Origin of the sequence: Hubeiibacter jixunmingi (assembly GCF_041928215.1) — a bacterium.
Taxonomy (GTDB): domain Bacteria; phylum Pseudomonadota; class Gammaproteobacteria; order Pseudomonadales; family Moraxellaceae; genus Acinetobacter.
Genome location: NZ_JBHFHK010000039.1, coordinates 1 through 22,106 on the forward strand (window position 1 = coordinate 1; position 22,106 = coordinate 22,106).

19 protein-coding genes and 2 pseudogenes are annotated in these 22,106 nt (G+C 37.6%); 11 read left to right on the top strand and 10 right to left on the bottom strand.

Annotation, left to right across the window (positions count from 1 at the left end):
• Window positions 1-445: 445 nt before the first annotated feature.
• Entirely contained in the window at window positions 446-658 is a 213-nt protein-coding gene (locus tag ACEYX7_RS07140) for a cold-shock protein (RefSeq protein WP_374804248.1), read from the top strand.
• A gap of 215 nt (window positions 659-873) precedes the next feature.
• Here ACEYX7_RS07140 and ACEYX7_RS07145 read toward each other — a convergent pair whose 3' ends face one another.
• The 3 genes from ACEYX7_RS07145 to mrcB all read right to left on the bottom strand — a co-directional run bounded on the left by ACEYX7_RS07145 (window position 874) and on the right by mrcB (window position 4,776).
• On the bottom strand, window positions 874-1,929 hold the full coding sequence (locus ACEYX7_RS07145; protein WP_374900372.1) for a DUF945 family protein: 1,056 nt from the start codon (window positions 1,927-1,929) through the stop codon (window positions 874-876).
• A 29-nt stretch (window positions 1,930-1,958) separates the two neighbouring features.
• Window positions 1,959-2,159, bottom strand: a complete 201-nt coding sequence (locus tag ACEYX7_RS07150; protein WP_374900374.1) for a hypothetical protein — start codon at window positions 2,157-2,159, stop codon at window positions 1,959-1,961.
• A gap of 136 nt (window positions 2,160-2,295) precedes the next feature.
• Window positions 2,296-4,776 carry a penicillin-binding protein 1B gene (gene mrcB, locus ACEYX7_RS07155; protein WP_374804244.1) on the bottom strand — a complete coding sequence of 827 codons (2,481 nt, stop codon included), beginning with the start codon at window positions 4,774-4,776 and terminating at the stop codon, window positions 2,296-2,298.
• A gap of 185 nt (window positions 4,777-4,961) precedes the next feature.
• On the opposite strand from mrcB, the gene ACEYX7_RS07160 reads away from it, so the two are divergent.
• Genes ACEYX7_RS07160 through ACEYX7_RS07170 form a run of 3 tightly spaced genes read left to right on the top strand, consistent with a single transcriptional unit; the run spans window position 4,962 to window position 6,881 of the window.
• Window positions 4,962-5,855: an NAD(+) kinase gene (locus ACEYX7_RS07160; RefSeq protein WP_374804242.1), complete on the top strand. Its 894-nt coding sequence runs from the start codon at window positions 4,962-4,964 to the stop codon at window positions 5,853-5,855.
• Window positions 5,856-5,901: 46 nt separating this feature from the next.
• Complete coding sequence (locus ACEYX7_RS07165) at window positions 5,902-6,174, top strand: YeaC family protein (protein WP_374804240.1); 273 nt, start codon at window positions 5,902-5,904, stop codon at window positions 6,172-6,174.
• Window positions 6,175-6,230: 56 nt separating this feature from the next.
• Window positions 6,231-6,881 (top strand): hypothetical protein, encoded by a 651-nt coding sequence (locus ACEYX7_RS07170; protein WP_374804238.1) that lies wholly within the window; start codon window positions 6,231-6,233, stop codon window positions 6,879-6,881.
• An 85-nt stretch (window positions 6,882-6,966) separates the two neighbouring features.
• Here ACEYX7_RS07170 and ACEYX7_RS07175 read toward each other — a convergent pair whose 3' ends face one another.
• From ACEYX7_RS07175 to efp, 5 genes and pseudogenes are all read right to left on the bottom strand, one after another.
• Entirely contained in the window at window positions 6,967-7,980 is a 1,014-nt protein-coding gene (locus ACEYX7_RS07175) for a glycosyl transferase family protein (protein WP_374804236.1), read from the bottom strand.
• A gap of 23 nt (window positions 7,981-8,003) precedes the next feature.
• The gene (nth, locus tag ACEYX7_RS07180) at window positions 8,004-8,690 is read right to left on the bottom strand and encodes an endonuclease III (protein WP_374804250.1); all 687 of its coding nucleotides are present in this window, start codon (window positions 8,688-8,690) and stop codon (window positions 8,004-8,006) included.
• 144 nt (window positions 8,691-8,834) lie between these two features.
• Window positions 8,835-8,966, bottom strand: a pseudogene (locus ACEYX7_RS07185) (RnfABCDGE type electron transport complex subunit B); the annotation flags it as partial.
• Window positions 8,967-9,092: 126 nt separating this feature from the next.
• Window positions 9,093-9,620, bottom strand: a pseudogene (locus ACEYX7_RS07190) (RnfABCDGE type electron transport complex subunit B); the annotation flags it as partial.
• A gap of 257 nt (window positions 9,621-9,877) precedes the next feature.
• Window positions 9,878-10,447 (bottom strand): elongation factor P, encoded by a 570-nt coding sequence (gene efp, locus ACEYX7_RS07195; RefSeq protein ID WP_374804234.1) that lies wholly within the window; start codon window positions 10,445-10,447, stop codon window positions 9,878-9,880.
• A gap of 84 nt (window positions 10,448-10,531) precedes the next feature.
• Here efp and epmB point away from each other — a divergent pair, with 84 nt between their 5' ends.
• The 5 genes from epmB to ACEYX7_RS07220 all read left to right on the top strand — a co-directional run bounded on the left by epmB (window position 10,532) and on the right by ACEYX7_RS07220 (window position 18,022).
• Window positions 10,532-11,530 (top strand): EF-P beta-lysylation protein EpmB, encoded by a 999-nt coding sequence (gene epmB / locus ACEYX7_RS07200; protein ID WP_374900375.1) that lies wholly within the window; start codon window positions 10,532-10,534, stop codon window positions 11,528-11,530.
• Between the two features lie 60 nt (window positions 11,531-11,590).
• Window positions 11,591-13,369, top strand: coding sequence for a hypothetical protein (locus ACEYX7_RS07205; protein ID WP_374900376.1), 1,779 nt, complete (start codon window positions 11,591-11,593; stop codon window positions 13,367-13,369).
• Window positions 13,366-15,975 (top strand): EAL domain-containing protein, encoded by a 2,610-nt coding sequence (locus ACEYX7_RS07210; protein WP_374806908.1) that lies wholly within the window; start codon window positions 13,366-13,368, stop codon window positions 15,973-15,975. The genes ACEYX7_RS07205 and ACEYX7_RS07210 overlap by 4 nt, the downstream gene beginning before the upstream one ends.
• Before the next feature lie 86 nt (window positions 15,976-16,061).
• Window positions 16,062-16,547, top strand: coding sequence for a transcription elongation factor GreB (greB, locus tag ACEYX7_RS07215; RefSeq protein ID WP_374804226.1), 486 nt, complete (start codon window positions 16,062-16,064; stop codon window positions 16,545-16,547).
• A gap of 338 nt (window positions 16,548-16,885) precedes the next feature.
• Complete coding sequence (locus ACEYX7_RS07220; protein ID WP_374804224.1) at window positions 16,886-18,022, top strand: transglycosylase SLT domain-containing protein; 1,137 nt, start codon at window positions 16,886-16,888, stop codon at window positions 18,020-18,022.
• Window positions 18,023-18,087: 65 nt separating this feature from the next.
• On the opposite strand, the gene ACEYX7_RS07225 is transcribed toward ACEYX7_RS07220, so the two are convergent.
• Window positions 18,088-18,471, bottom strand: a complete 384-nt coding sequence (locus tag ACEYX7_RS07225) for an SCP2 sterol-binding domain-containing protein (RefSeq protein WP_374804222.1) — start codon at window positions 18,469-18,471, stop codon at window positions 18,088-18,090.
• Between the two features lie 192 nt (window positions 18,472-18,663).
• A complete protein-coding gene (ttcA, locus tag ACEYX7_RS07230) occupies window positions 18,664-19,578 on the bottom strand; it encodes a tRNA 2-thiocytidine(32) synthetase TtcA (protein WP_374804220.1) in 915 nt (304 codons plus the stop codon).
• 511 nt (window positions 19,579-20,089) lie between these two features.
• Between ttcA and ACEYX7_RS07235 the strand changes: the two genes are divergently transcribed.
• Both ACEYX7_RS07235 and htpX read left to right on the top strand, forming a co-directional pair.
• A complete protein-coding gene (locus tag ACEYX7_RS07235) occupies window positions 20,090-20,893 on the top strand; it encodes a lytic transglycosylase domain-containing protein (protein ID WP_374804219.1) in 804 nt (267 codons plus the stop codon).
• A 182-nt stretch (window positions 20,894-21,075) separates the two neighbouring features.
• A complete protein-coding gene (htpX, locus tag ACEYX7_RS07240) occupies window positions 21,076-21,963 on the top strand; it encodes a protease HtpX (protein WP_374804217.1) in 888 nt (295 codons plus the stop codon).
• The last annotated feature ends 143 nt before the right edge of the window (window positions 21,964-22,106 follow it).

The following is a 22,106-nucleotide window of genomic DNA, read 5'->3' on the forward strand; positions in this document are numbered from 1 at the left end:
GGCATCAGTAAGTGTTAGTCTATTCATATAATCAGAATAACTGATTTTCTTTGTATGTCAACACACCCTAGCTTATATTTTTTATTTAAAAATAATTAATATTTTCATTATCTTACCATCCAAACCATCGTTTAAAATTTGGATATTATTTATTTGAATCTTGAAAAAGATAATTTTTTAAACAATACAGTTACAATAAATTCAAAATAAACTTGCAATTATTTCACAAAGTGTTAAGCTGTGATTGTAGTTTTAGATTGTTACTGCTTGGTTTGAACAACTTATAGCAAAAAATGAGCATATTAAAATTACTGAAGGATATAGTAAGCTGTTGTTGAAAGTTCTGAATATCTACCACAGAACTTGTTTGATTTGTGTCACGTTCTCTGCTGTTCACACACTGCTTTGTCCATCTTAATCTCGCCGTCAATTATGAGGAATTATCATGACAGCACGTGAACAGGGTACCGTTAAGTGGTTTAACGATACAAAAGGTTTTGGTTTTATTCAACGTTCTACTGGTGAAGATGTATTTGTTCACTTCCGTTCTATCCTAGGCGAAGGTCACCGTAGCCTACGTGATGGTCAACGTGTAGAATTCTCTGTAGGTCAAGGTCAAAAAGGCTTGCAAGCAGAAGAAGTACGTGTAGTTGAATAATCAGCTACGATAAGGTATCAAATACTTTATCTAAAAAGAGCAGTTTTTTAACTGCTCTTTTTTTTATTGCTAAAATTTGAGCACTCAAAAGACATTCAATCTTGTGCTGTTCCATATCAGGCTGGTGGCTAAAAAGCACCTCAATCTCACATTCTGCAATAAAAATAGGCGAAACGAATTTCACCTATTTGAATATCAATATGTAGCACTGTCAATTAAGGTTTGCTTTTAATCAAAGTCACTTTATCTGCGGTTACTGTTGCCCCAATCGCTTGTGCATACTGTTGCAGCATAAACTCTTGATCCATACTATTGCCAGCATCTATAGCACCTTTAGATGAAGCTAAAGCAATCAAACTATTGACAACTGGTTTATCCGCTTCAACTTGCAAATTATAGCTTGCAGAAGTCATGGCATTTTGCATTGCTGTTTTTAGGTCAGTACTTACTTGCTTTGGTAGCGTAAATACAGCATCCGCCTTAATCTTACCGTCAGCTAAATTAATCTGATTATTTTTTGATTCAATATGAAAGCCACTATTAATTAGCTCGAGGACGAGTTGCTGTGCCTCTGGTGTCGTATTCCAGTTTGCAATACATTGATTTTGCGATTTTTCTAAATATTTTAATAATTTAACAGACGTTTCAGCATTTAAATCTGTAAACTTTAGATTAAATATATTGTCTTTACTGCTAAAGTCGCTTTCACCACTTTTGAAATGAACATCTGCGATTTTATATACCATATTGAAATCGAGTTTGCCATTTTTGTTGGTGCTTTCACCTTGAATGTCGATGTTATTGATTTCAAATTGAGCTGCTTTATCTGCTTGCAGTGAATTAAGATATACTTTTGCAAATTTGGTAGAAGATTTACCATCACTTAGGACGCTGTAATCTCTACTAATATTGTCTTCGTAAGTAAACTTGTCAATTCCCAAATCGAATTTACTTGGACTATTGATTTTAAATTTATCAATATTCATGGTTAAATCTTGGGTAAAATATTCTTTATCTTTTGGGAAAAAGTTAAAGTGAGCCGTAACATTATCCCAGTTCATCGTACCATCTTCGATGTTCACTGAACCATTAGGTAAAGTGACTTTGGTATCACCTTTACCACTCCAATTTACGTGTGTGTCTGATTGTAAGGCTGGTAATTTTTGCAGTATCTGATTAACATCTTTATCAGCACTCTCAAAATGCACCTCAGAGTGAATATTATATCCTGTCAGACTACGCGTAATTTTATCAGCACTTTTAACCGTCAATGATTGTTTTTCACTAGCACTACAAGGGTCTAAAGCAATTTTCGCTTGCCATTCAACCTCACCGCCAGTGATACCAAAATCTTTTTAGTCGTTTTAAAATCTTTTAAATGACTCATTTTTGGATTTTGATAAATATCTTTCAACTTACTGTCTGCATATGTGACACCAGCTAAACCAACGCCTGCCAAAGCCGTACTGATCCCTAGTGCTAAAACCAATTTTTTGTTCATTACTACTATGTCCATTATAAAATGTATATAAATTATTACATTAATTATGATAATGAGCAATACATCAACAAAAAAGCACTCATTTGATCAGTAAATGAATGCTTTTATTGAGTTTTTTTATTTTATGAATGCGTTGTTAGTAAGAGCGGTAGCCCCCTTGAGAAATGGTAGAGGGTTGCTCATTTGGTTGGGGATCTGGCTCATTTGACTCATAAATTCGTGGTGCACGATTTTGTTGAGGTTGAGGCTGTGCTGGATAAGGTGGTGGGTTGTCATCACCAAAACGAGTGATTGGTGCTTCTTCAGTTTTCGGTGGCATACTTGCACCGCTACCAAAATCATCATAAATTGTTGCACCATTATTTGGCGTGAAGTCACCACCCGTACAAGGAGATAAAGTGCGAGGAACTGTATTGACTAACATTGGAATATAAGACGCACCCTGACAACTCTCGCTAGACAGTAGAGTTTTGCCTTCGCCATCACTTTCCACCCATTTCCATTCAACACCAGCAGGTTGTTGCAAATCATTTTTGGTGTTTTTGAGCTGACGCATCACATTAATCCATACTGGCAATGCACCAGATGACCCTGTTAGACCAATCGGTTTATTGGTATCATCTCCAAGCCAAACTACTGCCAAATAATTGCCAGTATAACCTGCAAACCAAGAATCACGTGCATCATTAGTCGTACCTGATTTACCTGCAACGTTAAGCTCTGGAAAAGCGTTATAACCTGCACGACCTGTACCATTTTTCATGACTTGCTGTAAACCATAATCCATCACATAAGCCGTATTCGGATCAATAGTTTGTACTGGTTGTTGTGCATTATATTTCGTTATAGTACGCCCATCTGCATCGACTACAGCACGAATCGCACTTGGAGCACGATAAGTCCCTGCAGCAGCGAAGTTATGATAAACCCCGAGCATTTCAAGTAGTGATAAATTCACTGCACCAAGCCAAATAGAAGGATAAGACTCAATAGGTGAACGAATACCGAGCTTACGCAGATTGTTAATAAATACTGGCGTGCCAGCTTCTTGAGCGAGGCGTACAGCAGTGAGATTGTACGAGTTTGCAAGTGCGGTTTGTAGTTGAGTCAAGCCATGTTCACCATCGCCATAGTTTTTTGGTGACCAGTCTTTAAAACCAGGGGCTTTGATCACTACCGCACTGTCATTGACACGACTCGCCCAGCTATATCGACCGCTTTGCATAGCTTGTAAATAGATGACAGGTTTTAATAATGAACCAACTTGACGACGTGCATCAATAACACGGTTAAATCCAGTAAATTCTGTCGTGCCACCAACTGCCGCAACAATCTCGCCCGTCTTAGGCTGAGAAACAATAACAGCACCTTGCAATCCGTTCAAAACACTGCTTTGTGATGATAAGCGGTTGACCGAGCTGACAAAAGTCGTTTGGATACGATTTTGTGCTTGTGGATCTAAAGCGGTGAAGATTTTTAGACCTTTATTGGTAATATCTTCTTCATTATATTGCTCTTTCAGCTGGCGACGCACAATGTCCATATAGTCAGGGAATCGCACGGGAATCACGCCAGGGGATTTTAGCACACCCAAAGGACGCTTAACCTCTTTATCATAATCCGCTTGGCTCAGTTTGCCATTAACCAACATATTATTTAAAACAATATTACGACGCTCCAAAGCACGTTCTGGCGATTTCCAAGGATTGTAATAAGATGGACCATTTACAATACCTACTAAAAATGCCATTTGTGCAGTATTTAGCTCACGCAGTGGCTTACCAAAATAAAATTGTGACGCTAGACCATAGCCGTTGACAGAGTAGTTACCATTTTGACCAAGGTTTACTTCATTCAGGTATGCTTCTAAGATTTCATTTTTGTTGTAGTGCAATTCCAGTAGCATTGACATAAATGCTTCATTGATTTTACGTTTGTAAGTACGCTCAGAGCTTAAGTAAAAATTTTTCACAAGCTGCTGTGTGATGGTCGAGCCACCTTGACGTCTGCCACCTTGAACGTTACTGACTATGGCACGTGCCGTACCACGTAAAGATAAACCATAATGTTGATAAAAGTTACGATCTTCGGTAGAAATCAATGCGTCAATAAGGGTCTGCGGTACGTTTTGAATCTTGACCAAAACACGGTCTTCGTTATGTTGCGGATAAATACCGCCGATTTCCATAGGCTCTAAACGTAAAACACCGTTTTTACTTGGATTGGTTGCACGAATGGTATCTAGACCACCAGACTTAAAGTTTAGTTCAATAATGCGTTCAGGTTCTTTGCTATCACCAAAGTCAAATCCACGCGTATGAATCAGCATTTGATTACCTTTGACGGTATAGGCACCTGTTTGTTTATCATTATTGGTTTTTTGATAATTTAACAATTTTAATTCGTTTAAGATTTCATCTTGGCTCAAACCTGATTGTGCTGTGAGCTCAAGTGGGCGAGCGTACACTTTAGCTGGAATATCCCAACGCTGTCCCTCAAAACGATCACGAATTATATTGTCTAATTTGACCAAATAAATACCCAAGACGATACAGCCGATGATCAGCCCGACCAAAAGAATAAACCAAATTAGACCAAAACCACGTTGTTGTTGCATTTATGTAGCCGAAAAATTAAGACGATTTCCGGCAATAATGCGTGAAAAATAAGGTTTTTGCAATCCGTAAAATGTTGTAAAATTGATAACCTAGACGCAAAAAGTACAATAATTTAGCGATTAAGACTTGGGAATATTGCTTGCACAATGTTATCATAAAGCATATTTTTTCGGAGCAATCAGCGTTGCAACTTCAGGCTAAATCTTTTCGTAACGTTGGGCTTATTGGTCGCCCGGGTAAGGTATCAGTCATTGAAACCTTGCATATGATTTATGATTTTCTTATCCAGCAAGGTCTGCATCCTATTTTTGATGAAGACACAGCCAAGATGTGCCAGCTCGAAAATGTCCAAACGTGTCGTCGTGCTCATATGGGTCTAGCCGCAGATGTGGTGATTGTGGTTGGTGGAGACGGAACGCTACTGCGTGCAGCACGTATTATGGCTAGGCATAATGTTCCAGTGATTGGCGTCAACCGTGGTAGATTAGGTTTTCTGACTGACATCAGCCCAAAAGAAGTATTACAAAAATTAGAAATGATTCTAAGAGGCGAATTTGTTACCGATCAACGTTTTTTACTAGAAACAGAAATACGCTCTGATAATAATGTGATTTATCATGATATTGCTTTAAATGATGTGGTTCTACATGGTAAGTCTGTCAATATGATTGACTTTGAGCTGTATATTGATGGACTATTTGTATGTCGTCAGCACAGTGATGGTCTGATTTTATCATCACCGACAGGTTCAACCGCATATGCTTTATCAGGCGGAGGACCAATTGTACATCCAAATATCAATGCCATGGTCATTGTACCGATGCATCCACATACTTTGACATCACGCCCAATCGTGGTTGGAGGCAATAGTGAAATCAAAATTAAAGTATGTGAAAATCATGTCCTAGCAATGGTTAGTGCTGATGGTCAAGCCAGTGTGAGCTTACATGTGGGTGACTGGTTGTATGTACGAAAGCACCCATTTAAGCTCACTTTATTGCATCCACCTGGTTATGATTTTTATGCAGCTTGTCGTACAAAATTAGGTTGGAATAGTGGCGATCTTAATGATGAGTAGCCTTGAGGCTATATCATTTTTAAATAATTGTCTTAAGAGAAATGTAATGAATATTGAACAAATTTTAAAAACCCTAAATCCTGAAATCGTAGAAAAACTCAAAACTGCGGTTGAGATTGGCAAATGGGACAATGGCGTAGCTTTGACTAAAGAACAACGCCAAACTTGTATGCAAGCGGTATTAATTTGGGAAAGTAAGCATTTACCAGAAAATGAACGTACTGGCTATATCGACCGTGGTAGCAAAAAAGAAGATGAACATTGTGACAGCCATGAACAAAGTCACGATGATGAGTTTAAACCAATTAAATTTCATTAAATCATAAAATACTGTACATTTTTTAGCTAAGACACAGTATTTGGATTCAGGGAAAAATGTTGCCCAAATTTTTCAGTAAAATAAAATCATTTTTTGAACCAGTAGCGGATATTCCCACATGGTTTTTCATTCAATTTGATGAAAAATTTATTTATGTCCAAGCAAATCCGCCTTACAAACAAGCGTGGTCTTATCAAATTTTATGGCAAGATATTATCCGAGTTTGTTTTAAAGACAATGGCTTAACAAAATCAGACTGTTTATATGTTTGGGTGAGTGGGCAAGAACAAGCTTATATGATTCCGACTGATGCCAAAGGCGGTGCTGAATTTTTTATCGCACTCAATCAACGTAGTTTTTTCCCTGATGATTTAATGAAACAAGCTGCTGGTTCTACAGATGGTGGGCTATATTGCTATCCAACTTGGAATACATCACAACATGCTGAAAATCAAATAGAAAATCAAAAAAATACCAGTGAATCGTCACTGGCTGATTTTATCTTTTATGTGTTTTATGCTGTGGTGATGTTAATCACTGTTTTGAGTGTTTTTCAAAATGGATTAAAACATTTAGGGCATTATTTCACTGTGACGGTACTGTGTTATGTGAGCTATTTTGCCTTACAGAGTTGGGGGAAAAGACGACATGGCGATGCGGTGAGTGCATTGATTGTTGTTTTAATTCTGCGTTGGATTTGGTTTTAGTTGAGCCTTTTAAATTTATAAAATTAAAATAAAAAATAGTGAATAAATCTTACGACGCAATGTTTAAGATATATCCATCTAAAATTTACTTTTCAAATCGTGTTTGCCAAAGCGTTAACGCCTTTTGCTGTGCTTGACGATAATCCATACAAACATTCATCGTCATCAATGCAATCGCCATCGTCTCAATAATCGCTTGTAAACCATAATCATGATTTACCGTACCTTGCCAAACTTGCAGGAAAAAGTTTAAATCAAATTCGTTTTCAATCTCGGAACGATGGGCATTGAGTTTTGGTAATTCCAATTCATACAATTCACCATGTCGAATACCGCAGAGCAACGTTTTGGCATCAGGATTACGTTCAAATTCACCACCTTCACCTTTCATCACCACGCTATTTTGATAGCCCAATAGTTTTGCCGCTTGTTGGTGACTATTGCGATAAGCAGGGTGAAAAATCGCTTGCATCGTGGCTTTGGCATCAAAAGGATTGAGCAGGCGAGTCAGGCTATTAATCGGTGAACGTAAGCCAAAATATTGCCGATAATCAATCATTTTTGCCAAGCTAGGCGAGAGTAGTGGCAAAGCAATATAGGCAAAATGCTGCTGATTTAAATGTGCTTCAACATCATTTAAATCCTGACAAATCTGTATATTTAATGCTCTTAAAGCCTGAGCGGTATATAAGCGATTTTCGCTATGACCTTCCGTACCGTGCATCACCACACGATAGCCATGCTGTGCCAAAGTCAATGCCGATAATACAAACCAAGGATAATGTTTGCGTTTGCCTGCATAGCTCGACCAGTCTAAATCTACTGCTTGTAATAATTTGGGCAACTGCATATTATCACGACTGGCTTGCACAAATGCGGCTAATTCTTCTACGCTTTCTTCTTTGACGCGTAATAACATCAAAAAAGCCCCAATTTGCAAATCCAGCACTTCACCTTTTAAAATCATGCTAAAGGCTTGATAAGCTTCATCAAAACTGAGTGAGCGATGACCAGTTTTACCTTTGCCCAAAATACGAATATATTGTGCAAAATTATGTTCTGTTGTTGCTAAGATTTGTGTTGGGTTAGTAGCTGTCATTATTTTTCCAAAATTTCTAAAAACTAATCATTTTCAATATCTTGTGCAGAAATTGCCAATACTGGAATTTCTGCACCATAATCAAAACGATGCTTCCAATTGCACACATCTGAGACAATACATTCACCGCATTTTGGTTTACGAGCGGTACAGCAATAACGACCATGCAAAATCAACCAATGATGTGCATCCAATAAAAAATCTTTTGGTATTACTTTCAATAACTTATGTTCTACCGCCAAAACATCTTTGCCTTTTGCCAAACCAGTACGGTTGCCTAAACGGAAAATATGCGTATCGACTGCCATGGTCAGTTGTCCAAAAGCGGTGTTCAAAACGACATTTGCCGTTTTTCTTCCCACACCAGGTAAAGCTTCGAGCTGCTCACGATTTTGTGGAATTTCACCTTGATATTGTTCAATCAAAATCTGACAGGTTTTGATGGCATTTTCTGCTTTGGCATTATATAAGCCAATGGTTTTAATATAATCTTTAAGTTTTTCAATGCCTAAGGCATACATTTTATAGGCATCTGGGGCATCAATAAACAGCTGTTCGGTGGCTTTATTCACACTGACATCAGTGGCTTGGGCGGATAATAATACCGCAATTAACAATTGAAATGGCGAATTATAATTTAATTCGGTTTTTGGCTCAGGACGTTGTTGTTGTAGGCGTTCAAAGAAGGTATGTATTTGTGCTTTGCTCATTGCCTTGCTATCACTAGGCTTAAATTGATTATCAGGGCTGGCTTTTGGCTTGGATTTGGCTGGCGTTTTGGCTTTAGGTTTTGCCGTTTTTTCAGCGGTGATTTTACTGGTTTTGGTCATGATTTTGTCCTATTTCGTCCTTATTTAACCTTGTAGTTGTTGTAATTGCTGTTGCAAAAGTTCTAATTGCTGTTGCTTTTTGGCATCAGCACGTACAGAAAGTTGTTTGCTTAATTTGTTGATTTGTGAACGAATTTTTGCCATTTCTATGGTCTGCTGAGGGTTAGTCAAATGCTGTTGTCTATCGTCTGCGACTTTAATTAATTGATTTTCATTCTCATTTAAAAGAGCATTAATTTCATAGTTGCTTGCAATGGCTTTGGTGGTTGGGCGTTGGCTAATACGATTTTCACGGCGTAAACTTTCACGCTTCAGATGAGCTTGGTAACGCTGACGTAAATCATCTTGCTGTACTTGACGTTGAGTTGCATCGGGTAAAGGTGATAAATCCTCAATCAAATCAATACAATCCACAGGGCAAGGCTCAATACATAGCTCACAACCTGTGCATAAATCAGTCAAAATTGTATGCATCATTTTTCCCGTACCAATGATGGCGTCGACAGGACATGCTGCAATACATTTGGTGCAGCCAATGCATTCATCTTCACGGATTACCGCAAGCATACGTTGGGGACGGCCATCAGCTTGCACAGCCCAAACGCTAGGCTCGACAGGCAAAGATTCACGACCCAAAATTTGGGCAAGTTGATCTGCCACAGGCTGACCACCGGGTACACAAAGGTTGGCAGCTTCGCCATCAAGCATGGCTTGAGCATAAGGCAGGCAACCCAGTGAATAGCCACAGAGACCACATTGGGTTTGCGGTAAGATTTGGTCGAGCTGTTGTACGTGAATCAAAGACATCATAGTAAGCAAAACAAAAATTGGCATATATAATAGCACGATTTGTTTTTGCATTTAATCATTTTAGACTGTGTGATTTGGTTTAGAAAATTGATGCAATCAATCCAAAGTATAATTTTTTAACACTGTATTGGCATAAAAATAGCCTTAAGGTTACCTTATATTATAATTTCGTATAATGTATATTATGTTAAATAAAATAAGTCTAATAAAAAAGCAGCCTATTTGATAGACTGCTTTTTAGAATGACCATCTAAAGCTTAAGCGCGCTCTAAATAATCACCTGTACGTGTATCAACACGAATGCTTTCTTCTTGCTGTACAAACAATGGTACGCGTACTACAGCACCAGTTTCAAGTTTTGCAGGTTTACCGCCAGTACCGGCTGTATCACCTTTCACACCTGGATCAGTTTCGACGATTTTTAAGATAACAAAGTTTGGTGCGCTCACATTTAATGGTACGCCATTAAATAACATCACTGAACATTTTTCATTTGAGTCATCTTTTAACCATTTGACTGCATCGCCCATAGCAACTTTGTCAGCTGCAAGCTGTTCAAAGTTTTCTGGGTTCATAAAGTGCCACATTTCGCCGTCATTGTAGAGATATTCCATTTCTACTTCAACGATGTCAGCAGCTTCCAAAGAATCACCAGATTTGAAAGTTTTTTCTAACACTTTACCTGTTTTAAGGTTACGTAATTTTACACGGTTAAAGGCCTGACCTTTACCTGGTTTTACATATTCATTCTCCATGATTGAACATGGGTTACCGTCTAGCATGACTTTTAAGCCTTGCTTAAATTCATTTGTAGAAAAACTGGCCATGATTGGCACACTCCGCTTTAACAATTTTAACGAAAATTCGATTATAATACGGCACAACGACCACATCATCAAAAATCACTGCACATGATAAACTATTTGTTCAAAAATCAAAACTGGCAATCGCAATTAAATGACTTGATTACCGACCCTTTTGAACTACTTGAACAGCTAAAACTCACAAAATATGATCTTAGTGACGATGCATTATTAGCAAATCAGCAATTTCGTCTGCGTGTACCACGTCAGTTCGTTGCAAAAATGCAACAAGGTAATGCTTTTGACCCACTGTTATTGCAAGTGTTACCGCATCATTTGGAAATGCATAACCCAAGCGATTTTATTACTGATCCTCTGCATGAATTACAAGCCAACCCACATACCGGCTTGTTGCACAAATATGCCTCTCGCGTCTTGTTAACTTTGACTGGGGCTTGTGCTATTCATTGTCGTTACTGTTTTCGGCGTCATTTTCCATACAATGATAATATGCCTAAATCACAAGATTGGTTAGATATTCAACAATACATCGTGTCACATCCTGAAATTAATGAAATTATTTTGAGTGGTGGCGATCCATTATCTTTAACTAATCAAAAATTAAAAGTTTGGCTGAATCGCTTTTCAAGCCTCACTCAAATCAAGACAATACGTTTTCACACACGTTTACCTGTGGTTATTCCACAGCGGATTGATGCTGAGTTTTTACAAATTTTGGATGATATCCCTCAACAAAAAGTCATGGTTGTACATGCTAATCACGCTCAAGAATTAGACCAAGAGTTCGATCGAGCTATGCATGACTTAAGACAAAAAAATGTGATTTGTTTGAATCAATCTGTCTTGCTTAAGGGAATAAATGATAATTCCGTCACTTTATCTGCACTCAGCTATCGACTATTTCAGGCTACTGTGCTACCCTACTATTTACATGTTTTGGATAAAGTCGCTGGTTCTGCCCGCTTCTATCAGCCAGATAGCAATGCTATCCAGTTGCAAGAACAGTTAAGATTGGCATTACCTGGTTACTTGGTGCCAAAACTTGTGCGTGAAGTCAATGGTGAATTAAGCAAAACACCGCTTTAAAACTGGGTCAATTGTGATAGACTTTATTACACAATATGGATTGTTAGGGGTACGCAAAGCATGTCTGTCAAACTTAATAGACTGTTTGAAGAAACTGTAGAATTTGATATTCAATCGCTCACTTATTTTAGTACACGCCCAGAAGATATTGAGGCGTGGCGATTAGCCCTGCGTGATTTTGAACTTGGTGAAGCAGCTAAACAAGTCTTTATTAGTTTGCTTGAACTACGCCATATTGACTGGAGTGAACAAACACGTTTTGACGTTGTACAGACCATTGAGCCTGTAATCACGCATTTGTTTGCATCGTTAGAGCAACATTACCTTGATCATGCATTAATCGATGCAAAGCGTGACCAACAAATTTCAGATCTCGTCCTAGAAATCAAGACACATTTAGCATTATTGTATAAAGAAATTTTCGAACGTACTCACGAACAAATCCAAACAACGAAATTCTCATTATTTAACTTTAATGGTAAAAAACGTCTAATCCAACTGCGTAATAATGCTGCGATTAATGCTTTAGAACATTTTAATAACCTATTGTATTCATTACAATTGATTTATGTTGATCCACCAAGATTATTTTGGGCGACCTGTTATAGTATTTATCAGACTGCTTTTAAAGATGATTTTGAGCAGGAACAAGTTGAACGTAAATCAAATCAACATCAAACGATTTACAGCGTTGAGCGTGCCTTTATCAATTTGGTGGTATTTAGCATTTTAAATGGTAATAAGTTGCGTCAAACTGAAGTAAAAGAGTTGAAACGTTTGATACCTGATTGGACACCATACGTAAAACTGCATACAAAGCCTACTCCAGATACTAACTATGCCATCTTGTACGAGTCAAAAATAGCACCGCGTGTATATATCGCAGATGAATACCGCAATGAACCAGCTTCTTTTATTGATTTTCAGGACTTGATTGCATATATCGAGAAAAATGTCCGTCTGAGCGAACAAAGTAACTTGGGTGATAGCAAATCGTTATCGAGTGTACTCAGACATCATGTCATCACTACACTACAGCTTAAACTCACTCGTATTCAACCACGTTTGAATGATGAAGGTTTTGTGCAGGTTGCTTTAGGAATTCATCCTGCTCATTTCTTTATTTCAGGTGCAAAAGAGTTTAAAGAGTCTTTAAAACTTGATATTGGATTTGGTTTGCAAAGTATTTCTCAAGAATACAAATCGACTGCTGCCGCTGAATCATCTTTGGAATACGCACAGCAACAAAAAGTGAAATCCTTACAACGCTTGGAAGAACAGCAACTAAGCAACGAGATTTTCCGTATTCGTACAGCATCTATCATTAATCGTAGCGAAAAAGGCTATGGATTGCGTTGGCAAGCAGAGGCTGTAAAAAACCTACGTACAGGTGATTTTATTTTGATTAAAGAAAATCAAAAAAATCATTGGAATGGCGGTTTAATCCGCTGGCTTAAGAACGCACCTGACCGTTCTGTTGAGCTAGGCATAGAAGTTTTATCTCATAAAATATGTGCTGTTGCTGTGTACATTCCAAAAGTAAACGTATCACAACCTGTTTACCACCCTGCACTAATCTATCGTCCTATCGAAAGTCCAAATGATTATGCGATCATTTTACCAAGTGCACAATTATTCCATGAGAATCAAAACTTAAGCTTACGTTTTGATACGATTGAAACAAAAATATTCTTGCAAAAAAGTACCAATTTAACGCAAAGTTGCGCTAGTTTTAATTTCGGACTTCTAGAGCAATCTAGAAAAGCCGAATTGGACGAGTTTTTTACGCAACAAATTATTTCTGCTACAACACAAGACCTTTGGGAATCCCTGAAATGAAATTAGCTCATGCCGATAAAAAACCAATAAGCTATGTTATTCGCTTTTTGATGGTAGATCATCAACAAAGTACTTTTAATCAGATTACTGATGAATTACAGAAGCAAAATCATAAAGCTATGGGCAAGCTACTCGACGATTTCGCAAGCTTTGACAAAATGCTCAATTTGCAATGGGATGTTATTGTTTTTAGTAATGCTTATGATTTTGACCACCAAAAAGCACTCAGCACACTGAATGAAAAAGGTAAAAAAATTCCTGTTATCGTTCTGACTGACAAACAACCTGATAGTGATGATAGTGCGAAGCTATTTAAGTCTGGTGCTTACGATGTCGTTAATCCTGCGCACATCCATCACTTAAGTCTTACGGTTCTACGTGCAACAGCACTTAGCCGTTTAATGAAACGTGAGCATCAACTTTCTGTAGAAATTGATCAATTGCAACAGCAAACACAAACCCTAGTCGAAACTACAGAATATGCTGTCGCTATTTTCCAAGAAGGCATCCATATTTCTTCGAACGATCATTATGCTCACTTTTTTGGCTTAAACGCAAAAGACTTGGTTGGTATGCCAATCATGGATGTGCTGCAACCTGAGAACCCTCAACAGTTTAAACAGTTTTTAAAACAGCTGACTAAGAATAACTTTGTAGATTCTAAACTAGAAATCTCCTCTGCCAATCCTCTTGCACATCAAAAGCAATTTGAAATTAGCTTTTCACCAACTGAGTACGACGAAGACCCAGCTTTGCAACTCGTTATTGCAACAAGCGGTGCTAATAGTGCTACATCATCTAAAGCACATGAATTTGCAGATGCACAGAAGATTCATGACCATTTGACTTTCTCTTTTGCGCAGAGCAATAAAGTCGGTGTGGTTTTATATCATCTTTATGAATTGCCAACAGCCGCACTTGAGCAAGGCTGGAAGTCTAGCCGTGATTATTTTGCAGAAGTATCGAAAAAATTAGCTGGATTGGTCGCTGACGATTTAATTCGTGTTTCAGAAACCGTGTTTTTGACTACGCAAGCAGTGCATAATGAGCAAGATTTTAATCTCAAGCTAAAATCAATCTATGCACAGTTACCAAAAAATATCCATTTAGCCAATGAGTCTTTTCCAGTAGGCTTAAAATTATCTTCATTGCTACTAAATCATTTGCCTGATGTTGAGCGTATGCCTGTCGCATTAGCGCGTGCTTTCGCAAATCAATTCAATCCAAATCAAAGTCACGCAGTTGCTGCACCACAAACGCATACAGCCAAAGACTTTGCTTTTGAAAATACTGTAAAACAGGACTTGCAACACACTCCTGTTACACAAGCAACTTTTGATAGCCAGCCTTTGAGCTTAGATAATTCAGGCATTGATTTACTTGATTTAGATACAGATCTAAAAGCTACAAGTCCAGCACCTACCGTGGAAAAACAAGCCGCACCAGAATTGGACTTTGTATTAGACGATATGAACTTATCACTTGAACCAACACCAGAAGCATCAATTGTATCATCTTCTGGTGGTTTAAGCTTTGATATGTCAAGTAATAATCCTGCAAGTACGCACATTGAGCTTGAGCCAACGTTAAGCCTAGATACTGAACATAGCTTAAACTTTGAGCCTTCGATCGCGCCTACTCAGTCTAATAATGATTTGCAATTTAGCTTAGAAGATACACAGCAACAGGTCGCACCAACACTACAATTTGAAGCACCTATTGTAGCTGAGCCAGTAGTAGAAGAAGTGGCAGTGGTAGAAGCACCTGTAGCAACTGAAACCATACCAGCAGTATCTTTAGGTGAGCAAATTGAAACACCTCAAGATGCAAGTTTTGCAAACAGTATGGCACTTCAAGCAACAGAATATGCCTTAATGCAACAGATTGATGACAACAGCATTCAATTATCTTTCCAACAGTTATACGATAAGGAAGATATTGATACGCATATGTACGAAATCACTGCAAGCTTCAAAGATGAAAATGGTCAAATGGTCGCACTTGAAGACCTTGAGAGCCTCAACCACAACAGTGCACTTGCATTAAAACTAGATCGTTGGTTATTGGTTGAAGCATCGAAACGTTTGCATCAGTACCTTGTTCAGTCACCAAAAGCACGTATCGTTGTAAACGTCCATCAAGGTAGTTTGCATGATGCAAGCTTAATCGCTTTGTTGTCTAAACTGGTCAATCTAATTAACTCAAAATACACTCGTCCATTGATTTTACAATTGCGTGAGCAAGACATGACCAAAGATCTTGATCTAAGTAAACGTTTTGGTAAAGCATTATTAGATAATAATATCGGACTAAGTGTAAAAGACTTTGGTGGTTCGGTGTATAGCGTACAGCTTTTACAAGACGTACCAATGAAATTTGCACGTTTATCTAGTGAATTTACTGAACAGTTAAAAGATGATGAGAAATTGGTCGACCTTCAAGAAAAACTTGATGCATTCAAAGAGTTAAATGCAGAAACACAATTCCTTATCCAAGACTTGAACGATATGTCTGCATTTGCCAATGCTTGGAATGTTGATGTGCGTTATTTGCAGGGTGATTACTTCCAAGCTAGACAAGCTAACTTCTTAGATAGCACTGGCTAACTGACACAGAGAAATAACTCTAGCACACCTCAAAACTCACTATGATTTTTGAGGTGTTTTTTTTAAATTGACACAATTAGGTAGATATGAATTCTAGCAAACGTAAGTTATTAACTAGCGATGGTTACGATCGTTTACAACAGGAATTAAAACACTTGGTTTCTGTTGAACGACCAGAAATTACAAAGATCGTTTCTTGGGCTGCAAGTCTTGGTGATCGCTCAGAAAATGCAGACTATATTTATAATAAAAGAAGATTACGTGAAATAGATAGACGTATTCGTTATCTCATGAAATTGTTTGAAAATGCAGAAAGAGTGACTTATCACGCAGAGCAAGCAGGCAAAGTATTTTTCGGTGCTTGGGTAAGCTTAGAAAACTTGGAAGCCACACAGCAAGTTCGACTTCGTATCGTCGGTACGGATGAAATTTATGATCAAAAAGATGTTGTGTCGATTGATGCCCCTTTTGCACGAGCTTGTTTAGGCAAAAGGGTTGACGATGAGGTAGTTGTCATCACACCAGAAGGTAAAAAAGTTTGGTACATCATTGATATAGAATACAATTTATAACACTTCGATTCAGTCTTAAAATTAATAAATTATCAGCAACATCATTTCTAAAATAAATTTGACATTTAGTAAATTTTATGAAATTAATTTCAAATCAAGTATTTTTAAACGTTTTTTTGTATAATTATTATTCTATTTTTACTAAAAATTTGACGTTTTAATTTTTTACCTATAGAATGCAAAAATCTTAATACGTAGGCTTGTTCAAATTTTAGTTTTTTTACCAAAAAAAGTTGTAAAAATGTGTGTATTATGACTTACATTTATGCGATTTTGGTGATGATCTAAAAATAATTTTATGAGATTTAAAGCTCATAAAATATACTACTGGAGAACGTATGCAATCAATTATCTCAACTCAAAAAAACTACTTAAGAACGATACAAGAAACACCAATCAAGTTTAAGACTACCCTGTCATTATTGTTGGTTTTTCCTTTCGCATTTGATATTGCACATAGTTATCAAAATTTTGATAACGACACTAATACATCAAGCACAAATACGATTGGTTTCCCATATCGAACGCTTACCATTGTTGCTGCGCCTAGCCCAAGCACTGTTTTTGAACAAGACGGATTCAAACATGGCTTTGGCTATGACCTAACTCGTAATTATGCTGAAAAAATCCATGTTAATCTCAATTTTGTGACAGTCGATAGTGATAAGACGGCATTAGATTGGGTTAACGATGGTCGTGCACAAATGGCACTCACTACCACCAGTACTTTAGATAGCCAGTATGTCACGCAAATTAGTGGTAGCTGTAATGCTGTAAACACGATGACGGAAAATGGGCTTAATACAAACCTAACTTGGGTGTTTTCTAAAAAATACCATATGTTGCCGAGCAGTGCTCAAAGTTATCTTTGTGATAGCAAAAATAGCGGTGCTTTATATCAATTGGCAAACTTCTATGCGACCAATTATTTACCATCGCATGATATCGATGCCATGACTAGAAATCTTGAAGAACGTTTGCCTAGCTATAAGCTCAACCTAAAAGCCAGTGCTAAACAAAACAATTTGGATTGGGAGTTTTTGACAGCCATCGCTTATCAGGAATCTTATCTCAAACCAGACTCAGTATCGCATACTGGTGTACGAGGCGTGATGATGCTGACAGAGAGCACAGCCAAGCAGATGGGCGTTGAAGATCGTACTGATCCAACGCAAAGTATTGAAGGTGGTGCGAAATACTTTAACCTCATGCTTGACCGATTTAATGATATTCCTTACCCAGATCGAAATTGGTTCGCTCTAGTCGCCTATAATATGGGTCCAAATGCTGTGAATGATATTCGTAAGCAGTTGCGAGCTGAAGGAAAAAACGATTCAGAGTGGATGTCGCTTTATCAGTACTTAGAAAATAACGAAAAAGCCAACTCTCGCCATCAACAAGCTTTACAGTATGTGAAACGTATTCGGGTCTATTTAGAGCACATCAAGACATCCGAGCAAATTGCTAAAATCTGATATTGAATAGTTGGCATAAAAAAAGCAACCCAATCGAGTTGCTTTTTTTGTTTTGGATATCTACCTTATTGGGTATTTGCCAAGATTTGTTTGAATAGACTTTTCTGTGCATCGTTTGGGCTTGCTGCTTGTAAAGATAGCAATTGGCTCATATCACCTTGAACCTTGATTTTACCCATCATAAACGCCTGCATCGCTGCAGCCATATCATATTCTAAAAATACCTTGCGTAAGGTCGCTGCATCCATCGTTAATGTGGTTTTCGCATTTTCAACCAAACCTTTTTTAATTTGCCCTGATTGTAAAGACAATTCCTTATTCGCATCGGCATCATTTACAATAAGATTAATTGATAAGTTAGTCAGTGCTTGTGGTAAAGCGAGATCACCTGCTTGCGCTGTTAGCTCTTCAACTGTGTTAAACCATTCATCTGTTAAAAAAACAGGCATCTTCATATCCTCAAAATCGGTTTACACGACAATATATTCTAATTTCCCAGCAATGTCCGCTGTAGATTAAAATATCACAAACCACGTTTATAGCACGCTTTTGTGATTTAACCAACGTTAAAATATAGATTATTCTTACAATTTATGTCAAAGCTGAGACATTTGATCTCAGCATTTTAATACATTGTATATTTAATCTGCGTTGAGTGTTAGATTAACGATATCTAAACGCTTTTCGTCATTTGGTTTAAAGTCGATTTCACGCTCACTATCCAATTTTTCAAAATCGAATAATTCACGGTCTGCCAACTGTGACGGCGAAACGTTTTGTAAAGCACCAAAAATACTATGTAGACGTTTTGGATATTGTGCATCCCACTCTCTTAACATCTCGTTCAGCATGGCACGTTGCAAATTTTCCTGTGAACCACACAAGTTACAAGGAATGATCGGAAATTGACGCATTTGTGCATATTTAATGATGTCTTTTTCCTCTACATATGCCAAAGGACGAATCAAAATATTTTTCTTATCTGATGACAATAGCTTTGGTGGCATCGCTTTCAAGCTACCGCCATGGAATAAGTTAAGGAAAAACGTTGCCAAAATGTCGTCACGATGATGACCTAATGCGACTTTTGTTGCCCCAATCTCTTGCGCAAAGCCATACAAAGAACCACGGCGTAAACGTGAGCATACCGCACAATAGGTCTTACCTTCTGGCGTGAGACGTTTGGTGATACTATATGTATCTTTTTCCAAAATATAATAAGGAATATTATTTTCTTCCAAATATTTTGGCAGGACTTCTTCTGGAAAACCTGGTTGTTTTTGGTCTAGATTTACTGCAACCACGTCAAAGTTAATCGGTGCGATACGTTTGAACTGCAATAAAATATCCAATAAAGTATAACTGTCCTTACCACCAGAAATACACACCATCACCTTATCGCCATCTTCAATCATTTTATAATCACGGATTGCATGACCTACTTGTCGACGTAATTTTTTTAGTAATCGATAGTACGCTGAGCTATTTGGTAGCTCTGGCGTAAACTGTAGAGTTTTTTCGGTTTCAGCAACGGGTGTAAAATGCGATACAGACATGGCAATAAGCTAAAAATTTTTGTGGGACATTATTTTAACTGATTCAATGAATTTATTCAGCATCATTTATCTAGTACGCAAAAAAAATTATGGCAATATCTGATTTTTTGTACATCATTTAAACAGATAAAAATGATTTATGCTAAACCTATGATTTTAGGCATGAAATTAGCTTTTCCACAAAATCTGTGGATAACTTTATGGATAAGTTGGGGCTTGACAGGCTTTTTCTTCCTAAAATAAAGCAATAAGCATTGTTTGTATATTTTTTAACCTTTATAAAATATCTATAAATTTCATATAGATAAATAAATCAATCATTTTTTTTTAAATATTTTTAGATTTTTTTATTTTCACCCTAACCTCATGTTATACAATGATTTATGCCAATCAATACAAATCCAAAAAACCATCGTTTACAATATTTGTGATGCTACTCACGTTTATTGCTTTATGAATTGGTAGTTTTTTGTTAAAATAAAGTTAATGTAAATATGTATGATTTAGCCAAATGACCAACTTAACCTTAAAAAGTCGCAAAGTCTTGCTTGCTTCGGTGCTTGCCGTGACTGGATGTGTTACACTCCAACAGAATGTACACGCAAATGCCGCTTATGTTTATCGTGACTCTGACGGCGAAACGTTATTGACTAATAAGAAGATGACTAGCGGTGGCTACGTACAGCAAAGTGTCACCTACTTCCCTGACAGTAACATTCATACATACCGTAACTGGGGTAGTAGCGAGGCTTCAGTCGCACCTAGCTATAGTCGCAACCGTGATAGCTATGACGATATTATTCGCAGTGCAGCACAAACATACAATGTTTCTGAAGGTCTGATTAAAGCAGTCATGCATACCGAGTCAGGTTTTAACCCTAATGCACGCTCACCTGTTGGTGCACAAGGTTTGATGCAACTTATGCCCGCAACTGCACGTCGATTCAATGTATCAAACGCATACGATCCTCAACAAAACATTTATGCTGGTGCACGCTATCTTAGCTGGTTATTAAAACGTTTTGATAATAATTTACATTTGGCAATCGCTGGATACAATGCAGGCGAAGGTAACGTACAAAAATACGGTGGCATTCCGCCTTTCAAAGAAACTCAAGATTATGTACGACGTGTGACCAGTCGCTATCAAAACCTTTATGCAGGTGGTGCAACAGGCAGTGGCGGTGGTGGAGCGATTACTGTAAATAACGGTGCAGCAACCAGCAACAATCGTGTATTGGCTACTTCACCAAACTACAGTAATAATTCAAATCGTCAGATTGTGTTGCGTAACGGTACGTATAGGTTTAAATAAATATATCAATAAATCAAAACTAAATGGCAAAAGCATCTATTCTGCTTTTGCCATTTTTTATCATTATATTTTTGTAAACTTAAGTTATTTGTTATTTTTTTACATTGTAATTGTTCTCACATAGCCCCATAAAATTTTTATTATGTGTTTTAAAGGCAAATATCTTTGGAGATCAATTTACCATGATGAGAATTGTATTATTTTTAATGACCAACCTTGCCGTGATGGTTGTGGCAGGGATTGTACTTAGCATTTTGGGTGTGGGTGCAAGCAATGGTCAAGATTTATTGGGTACATTGATTTTCTGTTTTGCCATCGGTATGACAGGCTCACTGATTTCGCTATTTATGTCAAAGTGGATTGCAAAAAAATCTAGTGGTACACGTGTGATCGAGACACCTACTAATGCAACTGAACAATGGCTAATGCAGACCACTGCTCGCCTTGCAGAGAAAGCAGGGATTAAAACCCCTGAAGTGGGTATTTTTCCTGCTGCTGAGCCAAATGCCTTTGCCACAGGATGGAATAAAAATGCTGCACTGATGGCGGTGTCAGTAGGTTTGCTGAATAACCTGACAGAAGATGAAGTTGAAGCAGTAATTGCCCACGAAATTGGACATATTGCGAATGGCGACATGGTGACTTTGGCTTTGATCCAAGGCGTGGTAAACACATTTGTAATGTTCTTTGCACGTATCATTGGTAGTGTAATTGACAATATGTTATTCAAGCGAGATGGTCAAAGCGGTGGTGTGAGTCCGACTTATTTTATGATTCGCATGGTTCTAGAGATGGTATTTGGTTTCCTTGCTAGCTTAATCGTAATGTGGTTCTCACGCTACCGTGAATATCGTGCTGATGAAGCAGGTGCTCGCCTAGCAGGCCGTCAGTCAATGATCAATGCATTATTACGCTTGCAAAGCGGTAGTGCAGGCACACAGGCTATGCTACCAAAGGAGATGCAAGCTTTTGCGATTAATGGCTTTAATGTAAAAAGTTTATTCAGTACCCATCCAAGTATTGAACAGCGTGTCAAAGCTTTACAAGAACTCAATCTCAATCAAGCATAATCATATTTCAAAAATAAAAAAGGGCGTAATATTACGCCCTTTTTTTTGTTGATGATCGCTATCAATCTAGGGTGTGTTGACATACAAAGAAAATCAGTTATTCTGATTATATGAATAGACTAACACTTACTGATGCCCAATGG